Genomic DNA, 17,176 nt, shown 5'->3' with positions numbered 1-17,176 from the left:
GAGTCCTGACAGGGCACGGCCCCACGGGGTCCTGACAGGCTGATATTCGAGGGGCGCCGGAGGGTTCAGTACCGTGAAGAAGAAGCACCGGAAGCTGGTGGTCGACGGCCTGGCGTACGCGTGGGTCGGGGACTGGCGCTACGTGTCTGGCGTCCGGGTCGTCCGGATCCGCGCCTGGTTCCAGACGGAGGAGGACCGGAAGGTCGGTCCCACGCTGGCGGTGAACCTCGAGGGGAAAGGCAACGGCATGACGGATGACTCGGCCGCCCTGCCACGTGACGCCCGCGAGGCCATCCTGCTGGCCAGGAGGCTCGGCTGGTCGCCCGAGGGGCGAGGCACGTTCTGGATTCAGCCCGAGCACGGCCTCGCGCTCGAGACACTCTCGGTCATCGCACCTGACGCCTCCACGTAGGGAGGACGCTACTCCGCGCCAGCAGCGGGCGCGGCGCGATTTCCGGACGCCTCCACGCGTGGATCCGGCCGTGGCCACACGGCGAAGGCCACGGCGGCGACGAGCGCCACCATCATCGCCACCGTGAGCGGCGTCAGCTTCCGTTTTGGCTGGGCGGCGAGCACGCCCGGCGAGGCGGACTGGGCCACGCCCGTCTTCGAATGCAGCAACACGGTCGACCCCACCGCGCCCGCGCCTGGCGAGGGCGGTCCATTCCGGGCAGCGCCAGGCGCGGACGGGCCCCCTGCCACGGGCGCCCGCGCGATGGGTGCGGGGACCACCTTCGGTGACGCGGCACCGGCCTGCGCGTCCCCTGCTGGCGGACGTGGGGGTGGCGCGTCAGTGCGGCGCGGCAACGGAGCAGGTGCGAGGGGTTTCTCCAGCGGGGGTTCCCCTTGCGTCCGCTTGGGCCCCGGAGACGCCGCGGAGTGCGGCCTCGCCACGGGCGAACGGGCGATGGGCGCGGGCACGACGTCCGCGGGCGCCACGACGGGCCGAGGCGGGGGCGCCTCCATCTCCGGCAAGGGCATCGCCTCGGCGATGGTCGCGGCGTCGTGGGGCGGGACCACCGCGGGCACCGGCGCGGCCAGGCTGACCGTCTCCGACTCCCGGAATGGCGGGTTCCCGTCCTGTGGCTTCGCGTCTTCGTCGTTCGTCCCGCGTCCCGAGCGCCTGCCGGGCACCGTCTCCGGCTTCGACTCCGGAGCCAGCTCCACCGCGAGCTGCGGCGTGCTCAGCGGCGTGAGCATCGGCACCTCGCCCATCGTCTGGAGCGCGCGCCCCGTCAGCGCGAAGATGAAGCTGGCCACGTCCGGGAAGCGGTCCTCCGGGCGCTTCTCCAACGACTTCTCCACCGCCGCGATGACGTGGTCCGGCAGGCCCGGCACCAACGCCTCCAGGGGCTCCGGCGGATCATAGACAATGCGGTAGATGAGCTCCGGAAGGTTGCCGTTGTCCCGGAACGGAAGCCGACGCGCCAGCATCTCGTAGACGAGGCACCCGAAGGCGAAGATGTCCGTGCGCGGGTCCACCTCGCCGTTCTTCCCGGTGGCCTGCTCGGGCGCCATGTACTGCGGCGTGCCCAGCAGGATGCCGCCCTGCGTGTGCACGCTCTGCGAGTCGATGACCTTGGAGATGCCGAAGTCGAGCAACTTCACATGCTCCATCATCACGCCGCCCACCTCGGTGGGCACGAGGAACACGTTTCCCGGCTTGAGGTCGCGGTGGACGATGCCCGCGCGGTGCGCGGCCTGGAGCGCCGAGCCCATCTGCCGCGCGCAGGAGAACACCTCCTCCAGCGTCATCGGTCCCTTGCGCAGCCTGCGCGACAGCGGCATGCCGCGCAGGCACTCCATCACCATGTAGGGCGAGCCGTCCTCGAGGCTGTCGAAGTCGAGCACCTCGACGATGTTGGGGTGCCCCAGCTTCGAGGCAATCTCCGCCTCGCGCCGGAAGCGCACGAAGGCCTCGGCCCCCATGCCCGCGTCGTGGCGCAACACCTTGATGGCCACCTGCCGTCCGCGCAGCCGCAGGTGGTTGGCCAGGAAGACGGTCCCCATGCCACCTCGGCCGAGGACGCCTGCAATCTCATAGGTCTCCCTCAGCACCGTGCCGAGGGGAATGTCACTGGGTTTGGAGGGAGCCATGAGTAACCGGTTTTCAGCTTTGAACCGGATTCTATCCTGCTCCCTCTGACATGCCTTGGCCACTGCGGCCAAGGCGTTCAGAAAGCCCAAATCCAATCCACAAGACCTCTCAGGTCTTGAGAACCGCGACTACTTCGCGGGAACGACTGCGGCGTCGCTGGCTGTGCGCAGCTCGTCTACCACGCGCCTGGCCCCGTAGACGTGCTCCAGGCCCGCCAGGATGCCCTCTCCGTGCACGGCGACCGCGCGGTTCGTCTCAGGGACGTAGGCATAGCGGCCCCCCAGCGAGTGCAGGTTTCCGTCGAAGATGAGCCCCACCACGCGCCCGTCACGGTCCACCAGGGGCGAGCCGGAGTTGCCGCCGATGATGTCGTTGGTGGTGGCCACGTCGAACGGCGTCTGGGGTGGCACCTTGCCACGCGCCTTCAGCCAGGTGTCCGGGAGCTTGTACGGCTCCTTGCCGGTGTGCCGCTCATACGCGCCGCCAAAGGTGGTGAGCGCCGCCACGGGGCGGCCATTCTCGTCCCAGCCCTTCACCTGCCCCGGGTTGAGGCGGAGGGTGAAGGTGGCGTCCGGATAGCCGGAGGTGCCGTACACCGCGAGGTGCGCCTTGGCGATGCGCTCGCCGTTGCGCTTGAGCACCGCCTCCACGGTGTCCTCGTAGCGCTTGCGCGCCGCGCGGGACTCCGCGTCCACCTTGCGCGCGAAGAGAATCATCGGGTCCTTGGAGGCCTCCACCGCGGCCTTGCCGCCCTTGAGCAGCGCGGCGCGCACCTTCACGTCCCGCAGCTTCGTGCCACGCACCAGGCTGCGCGCCAGGTCCGCGGGCGCCTCGCGTCCGAGCACCAACTGGACGAAGGAATCATCCGCGCCCAGCGTCTCGCGCACGCGGGTGAGGCCGAACGTCAGCAGCGCCTGGTCCAGTTCGGGCGTAATCGGCGCGTCGCGCAGCAGCTGCTGCTCCAGCGTGGGGAGCTGGGACTGGGTGTACTCGCGCAGCCGCTCCGCGTTGGGCCGGTCCTTCTCTTCCGCCACGCGCACCAGGTGCCGGGCCATGCGGAAGAGCTCGGAGGGATAGGCGTCTCCGGCTTCCTTCATGCGGTAGTCGGGCAGCATGCGGCGGTACGCATCCAGCGCCTGGGTGATTTCATCCCACGCGCCGTCGGTGGCGGCCTTCACCTGCGCGTTGGCATCCACCTTCTGGCGCAGCGCCGCCTCGTCCTGACGCTTGCCGGCCAGCAGCGCCGGGTCCGCCAGCGACTGGTGCCGCCCGCGCAGCGCCTTCAGCCCGTTCTCCACGCCGCGCAGCATGGAGCGCGTGGTGCGGTAGCGCTCCGCCGAACCGCCGGCGTACTCGCGCAACATGCCGCGCAGCTCGGCGAGCTGGAGCAGCGTGTACGGCAGGTTGACGTCGCGCTGGAACTCCAGCTCGGCGATGGTCGCCTTGCGCTCGGTGCCACCGGGGTGGCCGGAGACGAAGACGAGGTCACCCTCCTTCGCGCCCTGCTTCGCCCACGGCAGGAAGTGCGGGCTCTTCGCGGGCGCGTTGTCCTGCCACACGCGCAGGAAGGCCGCGTCGAAGCCGAAGCGCGGGAAGTTGAAGTTGTCCGGGTCACCGCCGAAGGCGGCCATGGAGAACTCGGGCGCGAAGACGAGCCGCACGTCCTGGAAGCGGCGGTACTTGTACAGGTGATACTTGCCGCCGTTGAAGAGCGTCACCACGTCACAGCGCACGTCTCCGGACGTGGCGCAGGCCGCCTCCACCGCGGCCGTCTCCTTCTTCAGCGCGGTGTTGAAGGCCGCGCCGGTGAGGCCCTTCGTCGCCGCGTTCATCCGCTCGGTGACGTCCGTCATCTCCACCAGCTGGTTGGCCTCCACCTTGGGGCAGCGCAGCTCCTGCGCGGCGCTCGACGCGTAGAAGCCCTTGGCCAGCAGGTCCTTCTTCGGCGAGGACAGGTCCTCGATGCAGCCGCGGATGCAGTGGTGATTGGTCATCACCAGGCCTTCTGGCGACACGAAGCTGGCGGAGCAGCCGCCGGCCAGTCGCACCGAGCCGAGGCGGACGTGGTCCAACCACGCCTGCGTGGGCGTGAAGCCGTAGGCCTTGTTCACCGTGTCGGAGGGAAAGGCGTCGTAGGTCCACATTCCCTCGTCCGCGGAGGCGGGGAGGGACAGGAGCAGGCCGAGTGCGAGCAGTCTGCGATCCACGTGCGGGCGTCCTTCTGTCGTGACTGTGAGTGGGGGTTGCCGGTTCTGAACTTGACGGCCGGCGCGCGTCAACCCCCGAGCGGAGGATGCATTCCCCACAGGTATCATGCGCCGCGTCAGATATGGTGGAGGCAATGCCAGGCAAGCATCGCGTCTACCTCGTCCCCGGTTTCTTCGGCTTCATCAACCTGGGCGAGCTCATCTACTTCGGCCACGCCCTGGATTACTTGAAGGCGGAGCTGGCCCGCAGGGAGGTGGAGTCGGAGGTCATCATCGTCCTGTCCCACCCCACGGCCTCCATCCGCACGCGCACCGCGGACCTGCTGAAGGCCGTACAGGAGACGGCCTCTGGAGACGACGGGCCCATCCACCTCATCGGCCACTCGACGGGCGGGCTGGACGCGCGGCTGTTCGTCAGCCCCGGCGCGCAGGTGGCGGAGGGCGTGGACCTGGAGTCCTTCGCCAGGCGCGTGCGCACCGTGACGTCCGTGTCCACGCCGCACGCGGGCACGCCGCTGGCCACGTTCTTCATGGGCCTGTTCGGACAGCGCATCCTCAAGCTGCTGTCGCTCTTCACCGTCTACGTGCTGCGCTTCGGCAGGCTGCCGCTGCGCGTGGTGTTCCGCTTCGGACACCTGCTGGCGCGGGCGGATGACCAGCTCGGGTGGAAGCCCACGCTGCTGGACCAGCTCTATGACCAGCTCCTGGGGGACTTCTCCTCGGAGCGCCGTGACGCGGTGTCGAAGTTCCTCAGCGACGTGGGCAACGACACCTCGCTGATTCCGCAGCTCACGCCGGAAGGCATCGACCTGTTCAACGCCAGCACCTTGGACCGGCCCGGCGTGCGGTATGGCTCGGTGGTGACGCAGGCGCGTCCACCGTCGCTGCGCACGCGCATGGCCGCGGGATTGGACCCCTACGCGCAGCTCACGCACACCATCTACGCGCTGACGTACGGGCAGACGCAGCGGATGCCGCTCACCGCGCTGCCGCTGCACACGCCCGCGCAGACGGCGGCGCTGGTGCAGGCGTATGGCGCGATGCCGGGGCCCACGGCGTGTGACGGCATCGTCCCCACGCGCTCCCAGGTGCATGGCCGGGTGCTCGCCGCGGTGCGCGCGGACCACCTGGATGCGATTGGCCACTTCGACCAGCCCGCGCACCAGCCCCCGCACGTGGACTGGCTCATCTCCGGCTCCGGCTTCCGCAGGCCCCAGTTCGAGTCGACGTGGAAGAACATTGTCGACTTCATGCTGGAGGACGAGCGCCCCGGCATCACGGGGTCGTGACGACCTCGAAGACCTCCGCGTCCGGCAGGGTCAATAGACGCCAATCAGGTGAATCTGCACGCGCGGATTCCCAAGGTATTCCTCCAGCCGCCATCGACTGCGCATGCCGTCCTCGCGGATGCCCAGGCCGCCTCCAGCCTTCGGCGCCTCGGCGCTGGCGAGCGCATCCCGGAGCTGGGACACGGCCCAGGTGTCGAAGTTCGGGTCGCCGGAGCCTTCGAGCACCTTGAGGTCGAGCAGCTTCCCGTCGCGCGCCTGCCAGACCTCGACGATGGCCGCGAGCGCGAGCACCGGTGTGGTGACGTCCACCATGTACATGTTGGCCGCGCGTCCGGCTTCGACAGCCGCTTGCATGCGATTGCGCTGCTCCAACCGGCGGTCTCGGGGCTCGGCGACAATGGGGCTGCCTGTCTTTCCGAAGCGGGCAATGGCATCCACCTGCTCGCGCTTCATCCGTGAGCCCAACACCTTCAGGTCCGGGGGTGGCGGGTTCACCAACTGCCTGGCGAAGCCTTCCCGCAGCTTCGCGAAGTAGGGATGCGTGGCGCCGCTCGACGCGCGCGCCGTGGCGGCGGCGTCCTGGGCCCAGCCGTCCACACGCACCCGGGCCTCCTCGGCCTGCCGGGCCCCCAGCGCCTTCGGGTCGGGGCCTTCGCCAGGGCGGAGCGTCCGTCCCGTCGAAGGGGGGCCGCCGCGCAGCATGCCGCCTCCCAGCAGGCCCTGTGGCTCCAGGTTGGGACGCTGCTGTGGCTGAGGGACGTCGCGCGGGACGTCTAGCGCCAGGGCCGGTGGCGGCTCGCCGGAGCCCGCTGGGGCGACCTCGGGCGGAGGTGCCTCGGACGTGTCGGGGGCCTCCGTCGTGGTGGGGCGCGGACGCTCCGCGTGGCGAGGCGGATCCTCCTGCTTCGAAGGCGGGCGCGGGGGCTCTTCGTCAGGGGGCGGCTGGCGGGGCTCCGGCGCCAGCGGCTCGGGGGGAGGCGTCACGTCCTGGTAGACGACCTCCATCTCGACGGCACGCGGTGCCACGCGGCGCTGGCGGTCGTTGGACTCGCTGCTCGACAGCGCCACGAAGAGCGCGACGTGCAGGAGCCCCGACACCAGGAGCATGAGAATCAGTTGAGCGCGCCGCGACACGGCGGACAGCTTGCCTCGACGCGTCACCACAGTGAAGCAGCCCCTTTGGACAGGTGCCCGGAGCTGACTCCTGCCTGCCAGCTACCCGCCATCACGTCCCCTCAAGGCACGACTGACAACCCGGCTTCGCTGGATGGCAAGCAAGCCTGGGGTGGCTCAACAGGCAGGTTCGGCTGGAACGCCCCTCCGCCGGCCTCGCGGCCCTGGACGCTACCGTCTGCTGGCCGTATTCCGCCCCGCCTCCTGCGAATGCGCCAGGCGGTGAAGCCAATGGGCGATCGCCCGTCCGATGTCATCGGGGAGGTCCTCACTCGCGTGGTGGCCGGCTTCGCCGAGCGCTACGACCTCGAGGTTGGCGAACCGGCCTTGAGCCCACTCGACGACGGACGGAGCGCCGAGCGGCGTCGGACTATCGAAGGTGAGCAGCAGCTTGGGTACCTCCGGCGACGCACCCATCCAAGCGACGTAGCGCTCCAGCACCGCCGTCATGTCAGCCGGCTGATTCTCGATGGGAATCTCTCGCGGCCACGCCAACAACGGGCGCCGTGAAGACGCGTCTGGATAGGGAGCCGCGTACACCGCGGCTTCAGCCGCGGTCAGGCCCCGTTTGACACCGACCCCTAGCGAACGGGCCAGGAACTGGTTCTGCTCCAGCACCAGGGTCTCCCCCACACCAGGCGTACGCAGGTTCTTGAACAGCTCGGCGCCTTGTGGCGGGTAGTCGCTCCACTTGAGTGAGCGGAGGAAGGTTTCGTACACGACGAGGCCGCGTACCCTTTCGGGGTGGCGAGCGGCCCAGTCCATGGCCAGCGAGCCGCCCCAGTCGTAGCCCACGAGCACGACATCTTGCAGGTCGAGTGCATCGAACCAGGCGTCGAGATACCGGGAGTGGTCGGCGAAGCGGTAGGCGATGTCAGGCTTGCCCGAGTCGCCCATGCCAATCAGGTCGGGCGCCAGCACATGGTAGCGGTCTGAGAGATGAGGGATGACGTCACGCCAGACATAGGACGAGGTCGGGTTTCCATGGAGCAAGACCACTGGAGGGCCGCGCCCCGCTTCCCGATAGGCCATGTGGGAATCGAGAACGTTGACGTCACGCATGGTTGTCTCCAGAGGCAAGGGGGAGGTCGCTACACGCAAGCACGCGGTGAGCGCGACCGCGAGGAGCGGCAACAGCGGATTCATCTTTCGCATGGCCTCTTCATGTGTCGCCCCATCGTTTTCGGGTAGTGATTGTTCGTGACGGGTATGCTCACCATTCATGAGCATTTCCGCCCTCGACCTCAACCTGCTGGTGGTGCTCGACGCTGTCCTCACCGAGCGCAGTGTTGCGCGTGCCGCTCGCCGCCTCCATGTCACGCCGTCGGCCATCAGCAACGCACTGGCCAGGCTGCGCATCGCGCTCGGCGACCCGCTGTTCACCCGCAGCGGCCGCGGCATCGTCCCCACGCCCCGCGCGGTGGCGCTGGCACCCGTGCTGACCCGCGCCCTCCGCGACCTTGAGCACGCCGTTCACGGCGCGGCCTTCGACCCCGCCACGACCACACGGGAGTTCTCTCTCGCCATCGCCGATGCCGGACAAATGGTGCGACTGCCTCGCATCGCCACCCTGCTGGCCGCCGAGATGCCGCGCGCCAGACTGCGGGTGATTGGCATCGACACCTTCCTCACGGGTGGCGGCCTGGCCAGCACCGAGGTCGACGTCGCCATCGCGGTTGGCGAGAAGGCCCCCGGCCTGCATCTGGAGCCCCTGTACCGGGAGCGCACCGTGCTGGTGGCGCGCCACAATCATCCCCAGGCAGGAGACCGTGTCTCCAAGAGCGCACTGGCCAGCCTGCGCCACGTCGAGGTGCAGGTGGCCCCCGGCAAGGGCTACCGTGCGCTGCCCGGCGCCTATGCCCGGCTTGGAATCGCTCGCGACATCGCGCTGGTGGTCCCGAACTTCAGTGCCGCCGCCGCCGTGGTCGCAGGAACCAACCTGGTCGCCACGCTGCCTGTCTCACTGGTCTCCCGGCTCGGCCCTCGCCTCGGCCTTCGCAGCGTGCAGAGCCCGGTGCCCCCGCTCACCCTCACCATCAACCTGTGCTGGCACGAACGAACCCATGCCGACCCGGCGATGGTCTTCTTTCGCGACCTCATCCGGCGCGCCGGTTCCGCACCGAGGACCCGGCGCACCTCGGCCGCGACCTGAGCCACGGGGGGATTACTGCCGGCACCGCCTGGCCCGGCGCAAGGGGGGCAACCCCACGCCGCCTCAGGCCTTCTTCATCACCGCCAGGAAGCGGGCATCCGCGATGTGCGTGCCCTCGAAGTCCTCCAGGCGAACGGGAATCCACTCGCGGGCCTTGTCCCCCTTCTGCTGGAGCGCGGCATCCAGGGTGTTGAACACCTCTGGGGACGGCTCACAGATGGCGCGCACGCCGCCCTTCGCCTTCGCGTGAAAGGACACCTGGAGTTCGTTCACCAGCGCCAGGTAACGGCCCGGTGGGAAGCGGCGAAAGAGCCACACGCCCATGGTCAGCTCCATCACCGTCACCTGCACGCCCAGGTACACGCTGCCCACGTGGTTGCGCGTGCGCCGCTTCAGCGGCACGGACACCTGTGCCCGCGCATCCGATGCGTCCTCCACCCGGACGCCCATCACCGAGGACAGCGGGATGATGTTCTTCACCGCCACCGTCAGCAGCGCGTTCGCCGCGCTGGGAGATACCTGACGCAGCCGTTCCACGAGGTCGAGAGCAAGCATGGTCCGCCCATCATACCGACCGTGAGCCCGTCCGCCTGCCCCCCAGACGTCACGCACGGGCTGGCATTCCCGGCAGGAATCCCCACCTTGGAATGACCTTCTGGAGGAACCGCGCACCATGAACTTTCCAAGCCATGTGAATCTCCCCACCGACGCACGTGAGGAGCTCATCGATTCGCTCAACACCCTGCTGGCCGACTCAATCGACCTGCATTGGCAAATCAAGCAAGCGCACTGGAACATCCGCGGCCGGCACTTCTACAGCCGCCACGAGCTGTTCGACGAACTGGCCAAGCACGTCCGCAAGCAGGCCGACGAGTTCGCCGAGCGCGCGGGCACGCTGGGCGGCTACGCCGAGGGAACCATCCGGCTGGCGGCCAAGAACAGCGAGCTGCCCGAATACGACCTGAAGGCCGTGGACGGTGACGACCACCTCAAGGCCCTGGTGGACCGCTTCGCCCGCTACGGGGCCAGCATCCGCACCGGCATCCACCGCTCCGACGAGCTGAACGACCCCGTCACCTCCGACCTGCTCACCCAGACGCTGGGCGAGGTCGAGCTGGACCTGTGGTTCCTGGAGAGCCACCTGCACGGCGAGCCCCGCGCGGGGGTGCGCCGCGGGGGGGACGTCCGGCCCCAGGACGCCTCCAGCCCCCCGTCCAACGCCTGAATGGAGCGTTGACCACCGGAAGGCCCCCGCGCGCCTGCTCAAGAGCAAGCGCGCGGGCGGGCTCCAGCGTATAGAAGGCGTCCTTTCGCGATGGAGGACGCCTTTTGACTTCACAGACGCGCATGGATGGGAAGGTGTGCCTCATCACCGGGGCCACCGGCGGCATCGGCCTGGAGGCCGCCAAGGCGCTCGCGCGCATGGGCGCCACGGTGGTGCTGGTGGGCCGGGACGCGGGACGCACCGAGGCGGCCGTGGCCGCCGTGAAGGAGGCCGCCCCCAGCGCCCAGGTGGACTGGCTCCGCGCCGACCTCACCTCCTTGAAGTCCGTGCGGGAGCTGGCGCAGACCTTCCGTTCCCGCTACCCGCGCCTGGACGTGCTGCTCAACAACGCGGGGCTCATCATCGACCGGCGGCAGGTGACGGAGGACGGACTGGAGGCCACCCTGGCCACCAACCACTTCGCGCCCTTCCTCCTGACGAACCTGCTGCTGGACGTGATGAAGGCCACCGGCCCGGCCCGCATCATCAACGTCTCGTCCGATGCCCACGCCGCGGGCAAGCTCGACTTCGATGACCTGCAGAGCGAGCGGAGCTTCATCGGCTTCCGCGTGTACGGCACGTCGAAGCTGGCCAACATCCTGTTCACCCGCGCGCTGGCGAAGCGGCTGGAGGGCACGCAGGTGACGACCAACGCCCTGCACCCGGGCGTGGTGCGCACGGGCTTCGGTCACAACACCCAGGGATTCTTCCGCCACATCGTCAAGCTGGGCGCGGCGTTCATGATTTCGGCGGAGAAGGGAGCGCGGACGTCCGTGTATCTGGCGTCCTCGCCCGAAGTGGAAGCAGTGTCCGGGCAGTACTTCTACAAATGCCGTCCGAAGAAGCCGTCCTCCGCCGCGCGGAACGACGCGCTCGCGGAGCGGCTCTGGCAGGTGAGCGAGCAGCTCACGGGAGTCAAGGGATGATCGACCTCTACACGTTCGCGACGCCCAACGGGCAGAAGGTATCCATCGCTCTGGAGGAGCTGGGCCTCCAGTACAAGACGCACGTGGTGGACATCACCAAGGGCGAGCAGTTCAAGCCCGAGTTCCTGGACATCAACCCCAACAACAAGATTCCGGCCATCGTCGACCACGCGACGCAGGACCACCGTCCGCTCAAGGTCTTCGAGTCCGGCGCCATCCTCATCTACCTGGCGGAGAAGACGGGCCAGCTGCTGCCCTCCAACCAGCGCGGCCGGGCGGAAGTGATGGAGTGGCTGATGTTCCAGATGGGCGGCGTGGGCCCCATGTTCGGCCAGTTCAACCACTTCGCCCGCTTCGCCCCCAAGAAGGTCCCCTACGGCATCGAGCGCTATCACGCCGAGTCCCGGCGGCTCGTCGGCGTGCTCGACGGGAAGCTGGGCTCCGGGGACTACGTCGCGGGCCGCTACTCCATCGCGGACATCGCGCTGTATCCCTGGGTGGCCGGCACCCGCGCGTACTTCCCCGAGCTGTTCCGGGGCTCCAGCAACGTCGTGCAGTGGCTCCACCGCGTGGGCAGCCGGCCCGCCGTGGAGCGCGGCATGAAGGTCCCCCAGCTCAAGTAGTCCCACGCAGCTTCCCCGGAGCGCGGTGGCTGGATGGCCGCCGCGCTTCCATGTGTTCTCCCCCGTCATGGCCACGCTCGAACAGCTCCGTTTCGACAACACCTATGCCCGCCTGCCCGCTGGGTTTGGCGCGCGCGTCCACCCCAGTCCCTTCCCGGACGCGAAGCTGGTGAGCGTCAACCCCGCCGCCCTGAAGCTCCTGGACCTGACGCCCGAGCAAGCGCGGCGGCCGGAGTTCGTCGCGGCGATGGGGGGCGAAAAGCCCCTGCCGGACATGGAGCCCTTCGCCATGGTGTACGCGGGGCACCAGTTCGGCGTGTACGTGCCCCGGCTGGGCGACGGCCGCGCCCTGCTGCTGGGCGAGGTCCGCAACGCCGCCGGAGCGAAATGGGATTTGCACCTCAAGGGCGGCGGGCCCACGCCCTTCTCGCGCGGGGGCGACGGACGCGCGGTGCTGCGCTCCACCATCCGTGAGTACCTGTGCGGTGAGGCCATGCACGGCCTGGGCATCCCCACCACGCGGGGCCTGGGCATCCTCGGCAGTCAGGCGCCGGTGTACCGCGAGGCGGTGGAGACGGGCGCGATGCTGGTGCGCATGGCGCCCTCGCACGTGCGCTTCGGCACCTTCGAGTTCTTCCACTACACCGAGCAGACCGAGCACGTGGCCACGCTGGCCGACCACGTCATCACCGAGCACTTCCCCCACCTCGCGGGCCAGGAAGGCCGCTACGCGCGCTTCTACACGGAGGTGGTGGAGCGCACGGCGCGGCTGATTGCGCAGTGGCAGGCGGTGGGCTTCGCGCACGGGGTGATGAACACGGACAACATGTCCATCCTGGGCCTCACGCTGGACTACGGGCCCTTCGGCTTCCTGGACGACTTCGAGCCGGGCTTCGTCTGCAATCACTCCGACGACCGGGGCCGCTACGCATTCGACCAGCAGCCGCGCATCGGACTGTGGAACCTCGCGTGCCTGGGCGAAGCACTGCTCACCCTCATCTCGGAGGACGAGGCCCGCGCGGCGCTGGCCACCTACCAGCCCGCCTACAACGCGCACTTCATGGACCGGATGCGCGCGAAGCTGGGCCTGCGGGAGACGCGCGACGAGGACCGCGAGCTGGTGAGCGACCTGTTCGCCCGCATGGCCGAAGCCCACGTGGACTACACGCGCTTCTTCCGCGCGCTGGGCCACTTCGCCTCGGCGGACGGCGCGGACGCCCGTCCAGTGCGTGACATGTTCCCCGCCCCCGAGGGCTTCGACGCCTGGGCCGGGCGCTACCGGGCGCGGCTGGCCGCCGAGGGCAGCGTGGACGCAGAGCGACACGCGCGCATGACGCGGGTGAACCCCAAGTACGTGCTGCGCAACTGGGTGGCGCAGGAGGCCATCTCCCGCGCGGAGGCCGGGGACTTCTCGCTCGTGGACCGGCTGCTCGGCGTGCTGTCGGACCCGTTCGCCGAACACCCCGACGCGGAGTCCTACGCGGCGGCGCCTCCCGTATGGGGCCGGCACCTGGCGGTGAGCTGCAGCTCCTGAGGCCGCGCGCTGGCGAAGGTTGAAGAGGCGAAGATTCCGCCCGGCCACGGTTGCCGGAACACGCGGCAGGCGCAACCTTTGCTGTCTATGGTGACGGACCTCACCCGGTTGCCCCTTCGAGGGAAACAAGGCGCCTTTCACGTCATCGTCGAGTCTCCTCGAGGCTCCACGCTGAAGCTCAAGTACGACACGGCGCTCAAGGCCTTCAGCCTCTCACGGCCGCTTCCCAGGGGCCTGAGCTATCCCTTCGACTGGGGCTTCATCCCCTCCACCCAGGGGCCGGATGGGGACCCGCTGGATGCGATGGTGTACTGGGACGACGCGAGCTTTCCCGGCGTGGTGCTGCCCTGCCGTGCGCTCGGCGTGCTCCAGGTGGAGCAGAACACGGGCGACGGCGGACGCGAGCGCAATGACCGCATCCTCGCCGTCCCCATCACCCCGTCCCGCGCCGGACACCTGACGGACTATCAGCAACTGCCACAGCGCGAGCGAGAGGAGCTGGAGCACTTCTTCCTCGCCGCCGTGCGCTTCGAGGACAAGGACGCGCGCATCCTGGGCTGGGAGGGACCGGAGGGTGTCGAGCGGATGCTCCGCCAACACGCACGCACGGAGGAATAGATGGCTCAACCCACGCCCATCCGAGGACTCGGGCCCGACAGCCGACTGGGAGACGCCGCGCGCCGCATCCTCGCGGGCCGGCTCGCGGACGTCCGCAAACCGGAGGCCGGCTTCCAGGACGCCGTGGATGACGAGTCCGTCCATGACATGCGCGTGGCCACCCGGCGGCTTCGCGCCGCCCTCACGGTGTTCCGCTCCCTGGGCGGCATGAAGAAGCTGGAGCGCGACGTGAAGCGCATCCAGGACGCGCTGGGGGGCGTTCGGGACGTGCACGTCCAGTCCGCGTGGCTGGAGAGCGTGGCCCGGAAGGCGAGCAAGCAGCCCCAGGTGCGCGCCGGCATCCAGACCCTGCGCAAGAAGCGGCTGTCCGAGCTGGAGACGCACGAGACGCGCCTGCACGCGGAGTTGGAGCGCTGGGTGGACAGGACGGTGCCGCGGCTCTTGCGCAAGCTGGACGGGCTCGATGACGGGCACCGCTTCGCCGGCCGCCGCGTCCGGGACGAGCTGCGCCAACGCCTCAAGCGCGTGCAGAAGCGAATCGACACGTACGTGGACGCGGCCGACGCGGCGTCCGCCCACGAGCTGCGCAAGGAGCTGAAGCGGCTGCGCTACGAGCTGGAGATCTTCCAGCCGGCCATCCGCCGCACCCTGGACGCGCTGCTAGAGGTGCTCGTGCCGCTCCAGGACGGCCTGGGCGAGCTGCACGACGCCGACGTGCGCCTGGAGCTGTTCGAGCGGCTGGCCGCGGAGTCGGCGCCGCGCGAGCGCAAGTCCGCGCGGGCCCTGCTCCCCCTGGTCCGGGAGGAGCGAACGAAACGCGCGGCGGAGATTGCCCGCGAGGTCCAGCGGTGGCGCACGGAAGAGATTCCCAAGCGCTTGCGCCGCATGTTGACCTGAAGGCCACGGAGCGTGTGCCGGGTTTGCTACCGGCCCGTGAGGAACCACCGGGCACGGTCCCTGTCAGCCGCCACGCCTCACAGTTCCTGCGGCACCTGCGGGCACCCAGGGCCCGTGCAGATGGGACCGCAGTCCGCGCACCAGCCGAACTCGTGGAACTCACAGAGGCCGTTGCCACACGTCAGGTACTTGCAGTCTTCCAGGCAGCTCGACAGCGTCTCGTTACCGTTGCAGATGCCGTCGCCACACCAGGTCGTCGGCGGGTTGCAGTCCGAACACCAGCCCTGCTCACCGGGGTTGCACACGCCATCGCCACAGAAGGGCTGCGGCGGGCAGTCCTCGGCGCAGGTGCTGTTGGACTCCCCATTGGCGGTGTCACAGAAGCCGTCGCCGCAGATGAAAGCACACGGGTTGCAGTTCCAGGGACCCACGCCGCCACAGGGACATTCCACGAGCGCCACTTCGTCCTGCGCCAGCGGCTCGGGCTCCATCTCCACGTTGCCACATGCGGCGAACAGACCGAACGACAACCCGGCAATCATCACGATGAAACGAGACTTCACGTGTACCTCCAGGGGGAAGAGGTCACGCATGTCAGCGCATTCCGAATAAGCAGACAACGCCCGAGCACATGAAACGCGGTGTCGACAACCACCGCGATACACGTGCCATCCGCGGAAACTGCGTCCGTCCTGACCCAGCCCCCGCGTTTTGTAGCGCATTCCGTTACATGTAATTGAAGGGCATCATGACGGCGAGCGTATGGATGAGCTGCTCGGTCTGCGCGTAGGGTCTGCGCATGAAAGCGTTGAGGTAGCCCACCTCCACGGAGGAGTGGTCCCCGTACTTCCAGCCCGCGCCAACGAACACGCGGTTCATGTCGAAGCCGGCGCTGGGGCCATTCGCCACCGAGCTGAGGTGGTAGAAGACCTCATCCCAGACAATCAACGACAGCCGCCCCTCCGCGGCCACGGGGTGCGCACCGCGCAGCATGACGCGGCCCCGGTGGGAGACCTCCGTCGTGCCGGGCAGGAAGCGCTGCTCCAGGCGAGCGCGGAGCGTGCCCCGAACCTGGCCGAGCTTCGGCGTGTAGAGGAACTGCTGGAAGAGCCGGCTTTCGCCCTGACGCAAGGCAGGGTCGCCCTCCCAGCGCCACAATGGAATCCAGCCCTGCCCCAGCCACAGCGACATGTCCTGGGCCAACCGGATGCCTCCCGCCGAGCGGAGGATGGCGCGGGCGTCGTCCTTGCCGAAGCGAGGCTGGGCTTCCAGGTAATAGAGGAAGTGTTCCCCGATGCCTCCCTGCGCCGACACCGTGTACCAGAGCTGGGCTTCCGCGCTGACGGGCCGGGCCTCCACGGTGTGAAGGGGGATGACGAGCAACAGACCGATGAGGGGAAGCCAATTCTCCGTGCGCATGATGCGCATGCCTAGAGCACGACACGCGCACTGGCTCAACAGGGCAAAGCGTGAGTGCGGTCTGACTGACGATGCCGCGGCCTCTTCGCACACCCCGAGGCCGGAATGATGCGTCCGCCCTTCACCGCGAGGGAAGGACGGACGGTCCAGGCCGCTACTGCGTGGGCTGCCGGGAGCCCGGGGTGGACTGGCCACTCTCCGGCGCGGCCGGCGCCATGGGCTGGACCTGTGAGGTCGCCTCGATGCGCACCGCCTGGGGCTCTCCGCTCTGCTCATCGGTCCGGTAGGAGGCCCGGACCTGACTGCCCTCCTGGATTTCCCCAGCGCTGGCCTGGCGCCCGTCCACCATGACCTGCGTCTGCGGTGACACCTGCAGGCGCAGCTGCGGCTCGCCCTGTGAGCTGAGCAGCAGTTCGTCGTCGTTGGCGCTCAGCACCTCACCGACGATTTGCTGCTCCGTGCCCGCCTGCGCCTGGGCGCCCTGCTGCTGATGCGCCTGGGGCGCGGGCGCCACGGCCACGGGTTGCTGCGACTGCTGGCGAAGCTGCTCGGACTGCTGGCGAGCCTGCTGGTTCTGCTGCGCCAGCGCGTCGCTCTGCTGACGCTGGGCCTGCTGCGCCTCCTGCTGGGCCTGCTGCGTCTGCTGCTGGGCGCTCTGCTGAGACTGCTGCGCTTTCTGTGCCGCAGACTGCGCCTTGGCCTGCGCCTCCTGGTATGCCCGCTGCTTGTCCTGGAGCTCCTGCTGGGCGCCGGCGGCCTGCTTCTGCTGGTCGCTCGCCTGCTCCTGGGCCTTGCGAGCCGAGTCAAAGGCGCCCTCCGTGCGATTCTGCGCCTGCGCCACCTGGTCGTTCACCGTGGACTGCCCGCTTGTCTGCCCTTGGGTCCCCCGGTCGCGTTCTTCACACGCCGTCCCCAGCGTCAGCGCCGCGGCGCCTGCCAACAGCCATCCCGCGCGAAAGCTCATTGGATGCCTCCC

At 69.1% G+C, this 17,176-nt stretch carries 17 protein-coding genes; 9 read left to right on the top strand and 8 right to left on the bottom strand.

Annotated features, from left to right (window positions below):
- The first annotated feature begins 73 nt into the window (after positions 1–73).
- Positions 74–412, top strand: a complete 339-nt coding sequence (locus OZ403_RS04505) for a hypothetical protein (RefSeq protein ID WP_140787587.1) — start codon at positions 74–76, stop codon at positions 410–412.
- An 8-nt stretch (positions 413–420) separates the two neighbouring features.
- On the opposite strand, the gene OZ403_RS04500 is transcribed toward OZ403_RS04505, so the two are convergent.
- Both OZ403_RS04500 and OZ403_RS04495 read right to left on the bottom strand, forming a co-directional pair.
- On the bottom strand, positions 421–2,097 hold the full coding sequence (locus OZ403_RS04500; protein WP_268783554.1) for a serine/threonine-protein kinase: 1,677 nt from the start codon (positions 2,095–2,097) through the stop codon (positions 421–423).
- A gap of 129 nt (positions 2,098–2,226) precedes the next feature.
- On the bottom strand, positions 2,227–4,305 hold the full coding sequence (locus OZ403_RS04495) for a S46 family peptidase (protein ID WP_140787583.1): 2,079 nt from the start codon (positions 4,303–4,305) through the stop codon (positions 2,227–2,229).
- 134 nt (positions 4,306–4,439) lie between these two features.
- Here OZ403_RS04495 and OZ403_RS04490 point away from each other — a divergent pair, with 134 nt between their 5' ends.
- Positions 4,440–5,594, top strand: coding sequence for an esterase/lipase family protein (locus tag OZ403_RS04490; protein ID WP_174258645.1), 1,155 nt, complete (start codon positions 4,440–4,442; stop codon positions 5,592–5,594).
- A gap of 30 nt (positions 5,595–5,624) precedes the next feature.
- Here OZ403_RS04490 and OZ403_RS04485 read toward each other — a convergent pair whose 3' ends face one another.
- A complete protein-coding gene (locus OZ403_RS04485) occupies positions 5,625–6,758 on the bottom strand; it encodes a ferrichrome ABC transporter substrate-binding protein (RefSeq protein ID WP_328285503.1) in 1,134 nt (377 codons plus the stop codon).
- A gap of 180 nt (positions 6,759–6,938) precedes the next feature.
- Positions 6,939–7,829, bottom strand: coding sequence for a haloalkane dehalogenase (locus tag OZ403_RS04480; protein ID WP_268783552.1), 891 nt, complete (start codon positions 7,827–7,829; stop codon positions 6,939–6,941).
- A 160-nt stretch (positions 7,830–7,989) separates the two neighbouring features.
- Between OZ403_RS04480 and OZ403_RS04475 the strand changes: the two genes are divergently transcribed.
- Positions 7,990–8,919 carry a LysR family transcriptional regulator gene (locus OZ403_RS04475; protein WP_140797262.1) on the top strand — a complete coding sequence of 310 codons (930 nt, stop codon included), beginning with the start codon at positions 7,990–7,992 and terminating at the stop codon, positions 8,917–8,919.
- A gap of 63 nt (positions 8,920–8,982) precedes the next feature.
- Here OZ403_RS04475 and OZ403_RS04470 read toward each other — a convergent pair whose 3' ends face one another.
- Positions 8,983–9,474: a DUF4442 domain-containing protein gene (locus OZ403_RS04470; protein ID WP_237078044.1), complete on the bottom strand. Its 492-nt coding sequence runs from the start codon at positions 9,472–9,474 to the stop codon at positions 8,983–8,985.
- Positions 9,475–9,592: 118 nt separating this feature from the next.
- On the opposite strand from OZ403_RS04470, the gene dps reads away from it, so the two are divergent.
- The 6 genes from dps to OZ403_RS04440 all read left to right on the top strand — a co-directional run bounded on the left by dps (position 9,593) and on the right by OZ403_RS04440 (position 14,781).
- The gene (dps, locus tag OZ403_RS04465; protein ID WP_140787574.1) at positions 9,593–10,144 is read left to right on the top strand and encodes a DNA starvation/stationary phase protection protein Dps; all 552 of its coding nucleotides are present in this window, start codon (positions 9,593–9,595) and stop codon (positions 10,142–10,144) included.
- Positions 10,145–10,266: 122 nt separating this feature from the next.
- Positions 10,267–11,109, top strand: coding sequence for an SDR family oxidoreductase (locus OZ403_RS04460; protein WP_140796342.1), 843 nt, complete (start codon positions 10,267–10,269; stop codon positions 11,107–11,109).
- Positions 11,106–11,732, top strand: coding sequence for a glutathione S-transferase N-terminal domain-containing protein (locus tag OZ403_RS04455; RefSeq protein WP_140787573.1), 627 nt, complete (start codon positions 11,106–11,108; stop codon positions 11,730–11,732). The genes OZ403_RS04460 and OZ403_RS04455 overlap by 4 nt, the downstream gene beginning before the upstream one ends.
- A gap of 67 nt (positions 11,733–11,799) precedes the next feature.
- Positions 11,800–13,266 carry a protein adenylyltransferase SelO gene (locus OZ403_RS04450; RefSeq protein WP_268783551.1) on the top strand — a complete coding sequence of 489 codons (1,467 nt, stop codon included), beginning with the start codon at positions 11,800–11,802 and terminating at the stop codon, positions 13,264–13,266.
- Positions 13,267–13,353: 87 nt separating this feature from the next.
- A complete protein-coding gene (locus OZ403_RS04445; RefSeq protein ID WP_140787570.1) occupies positions 13,354–13,884 on the top strand; it encodes an inorganic diphosphatase in 531 nt (176 codons plus the stop codon).
- A complete protein-coding gene (locus tag OZ403_RS04440; RefSeq protein WP_140787569.1) occupies positions 13,885–14,781 on the top strand; it encodes a CHAD domain-containing protein in 897 nt (298 codons plus the stop codon).
- Positions 14,782–14,858: 77 nt separating this feature from the next.
- On the opposite strand, the gene OZ403_RS04435 is transcribed toward OZ403_RS04440, so the two are convergent.
- The 3 genes from OZ403_RS04435 to OZ403_RS04425 form a co-directional block, all read right to left on the bottom strand.
- Positions 14,859–15,344, bottom strand: coding sequence for a tenascin-X (locus tag OZ403_RS04435; RefSeq protein WP_268783550.1), 486 nt, complete (start codon positions 15,342–15,344; stop codon positions 14,859–14,861).
- Positions 15,345–15,507: 163 nt separating this feature from the next.
- Positions 15,508–16,200, bottom strand: a complete 693-nt coding sequence (locus OZ403_RS04430; protein ID WP_140853072.1) for a DUF2490 domain-containing protein — start codon at positions 16,198–16,200, stop codon at positions 15,508–15,510.
- Positions 16,201–16,354: 154 nt separating this feature from the next.
- Positions 16,355–17,164: a hypothetical protein gene (locus tag OZ403_RS04425; protein WP_268783549.1), complete on the bottom strand. Its 810-nt coding sequence runs from the start codon at positions 17,162–17,164 to the stop codon at positions 16,355–16,357.
- Between the last annotated feature and the right edge of the window lie 12 nt (positions 17,165–17,176).

It is taken from the genome of Myxococcus sp. NMCA1, from assembly GCF_026810205.1.
GTDB classification, from domain to species: domain Bacteria; phylum Myxococcota; class Myxococcia; order Myxococcales; family Myxococcaceae; genus Myxococcus; species Myxococcus xanthus_A.
This window is presented reverse-complemented; position numbering and strand designations above follow the sequence as displayed.

What these genes read in the sequence shown, in the direction of transcription:
- OZ403_RS04450 (WP_268783551.1), top strand. Translation starts at nt 11,800, where the DNA reads ATGGCCACGCTCGAACAGCTCCGTTTCGACAACACCTATGCCCGCCTG.
- OZ403_RS04460 (WP_140796342.1), top strand. Translation starts at nt 10,267, where the DNA reads ATGGATGGGAAGGTGTGCCTCATCACCGGGGCCACCGGCGGCATCGGC.
- OZ403_RS04455 (WP_140787573.1), top strand. Translation starts at nt 11,106, where the DNA reads ATGATCGACCTCTACACGTTCGCGACGCCCAACGGGCAGAAGGTATCC.
- OZ403_RS04425 (WP_268783549.1), bottom strand. Translation starts at nt 17,164, where the DNA reads ATGAGCTTTCGCGCGGGATGGCTGTTGGCAGGCGCCGCGGCGCTGACG.
- OZ403_RS04430 (WP_140853072.1), bottom strand. Translation starts at nt 16,200, where the DNA reads ATGCGCACGGAGAATTGGCTTCCCCTCATCGGTCTGTTGCTCGTCATC.
- dps (WP_140787574.1), top strand. Translation starts at nt 9,593, where the DNA reads ATGAACTTTCCAAGCCATGTGAATCTCCCCACCGACGCACGTGAGGAG.
- OZ403_RS04445 (WP_140787570.1), top strand. Translation starts at nt 13,354, where the DNA reads ATGGTGACGGACCTCACCCGGTTGCCCCTTCGAGGGAAACAAGGCGCC.
- OZ403_RS04475 (WP_140797262.1), top strand. Translation starts at nt 7,990, where the DNA reads ATGAGCATTTCCGCCCTCGACCTCAACCTGCTGGTGGTGCTCGACGCT.
- OZ403_RS04440 (WP_140787569.1), top strand. Translation starts at nt 13,885, where the DNA reads ATGGCTCAACCCACGCCCATCCGAGGACTCGGGCCCGACAGCCGACTG.
- OZ403_RS04480 (WP_268783552.1), bottom strand. Translation starts at nt 7,829, where the DNA reads ATGCGTGACGTCAACGTTCTCGATTCCCACATGGCCTATCGGGAAGCG.
- OZ403_RS04490 (WP_174258645.1), top strand. Translation starts at nt 4,440, where the DNA reads ATGCCAGGCAAGCATCGCGTCTACCTCGTCCCCGGTTTCTTCGGCTTC.
- OZ403_RS04470 (WP_237078044.1), bottom strand. Translation starts at nt 9,474, where the DNA reads ATGCTTGCTCTCGACCTCGTGGAACGGCTGCGTCAGGTATCTCCCAGC.
- OZ403_RS04500 (WP_268783554.1), bottom strand. Translation starts at nt 2,097, where the DNA reads ATGGCTCCCTCCAAACCCAGTGACATTCCCCTCGGCACGGTGCTGAGG.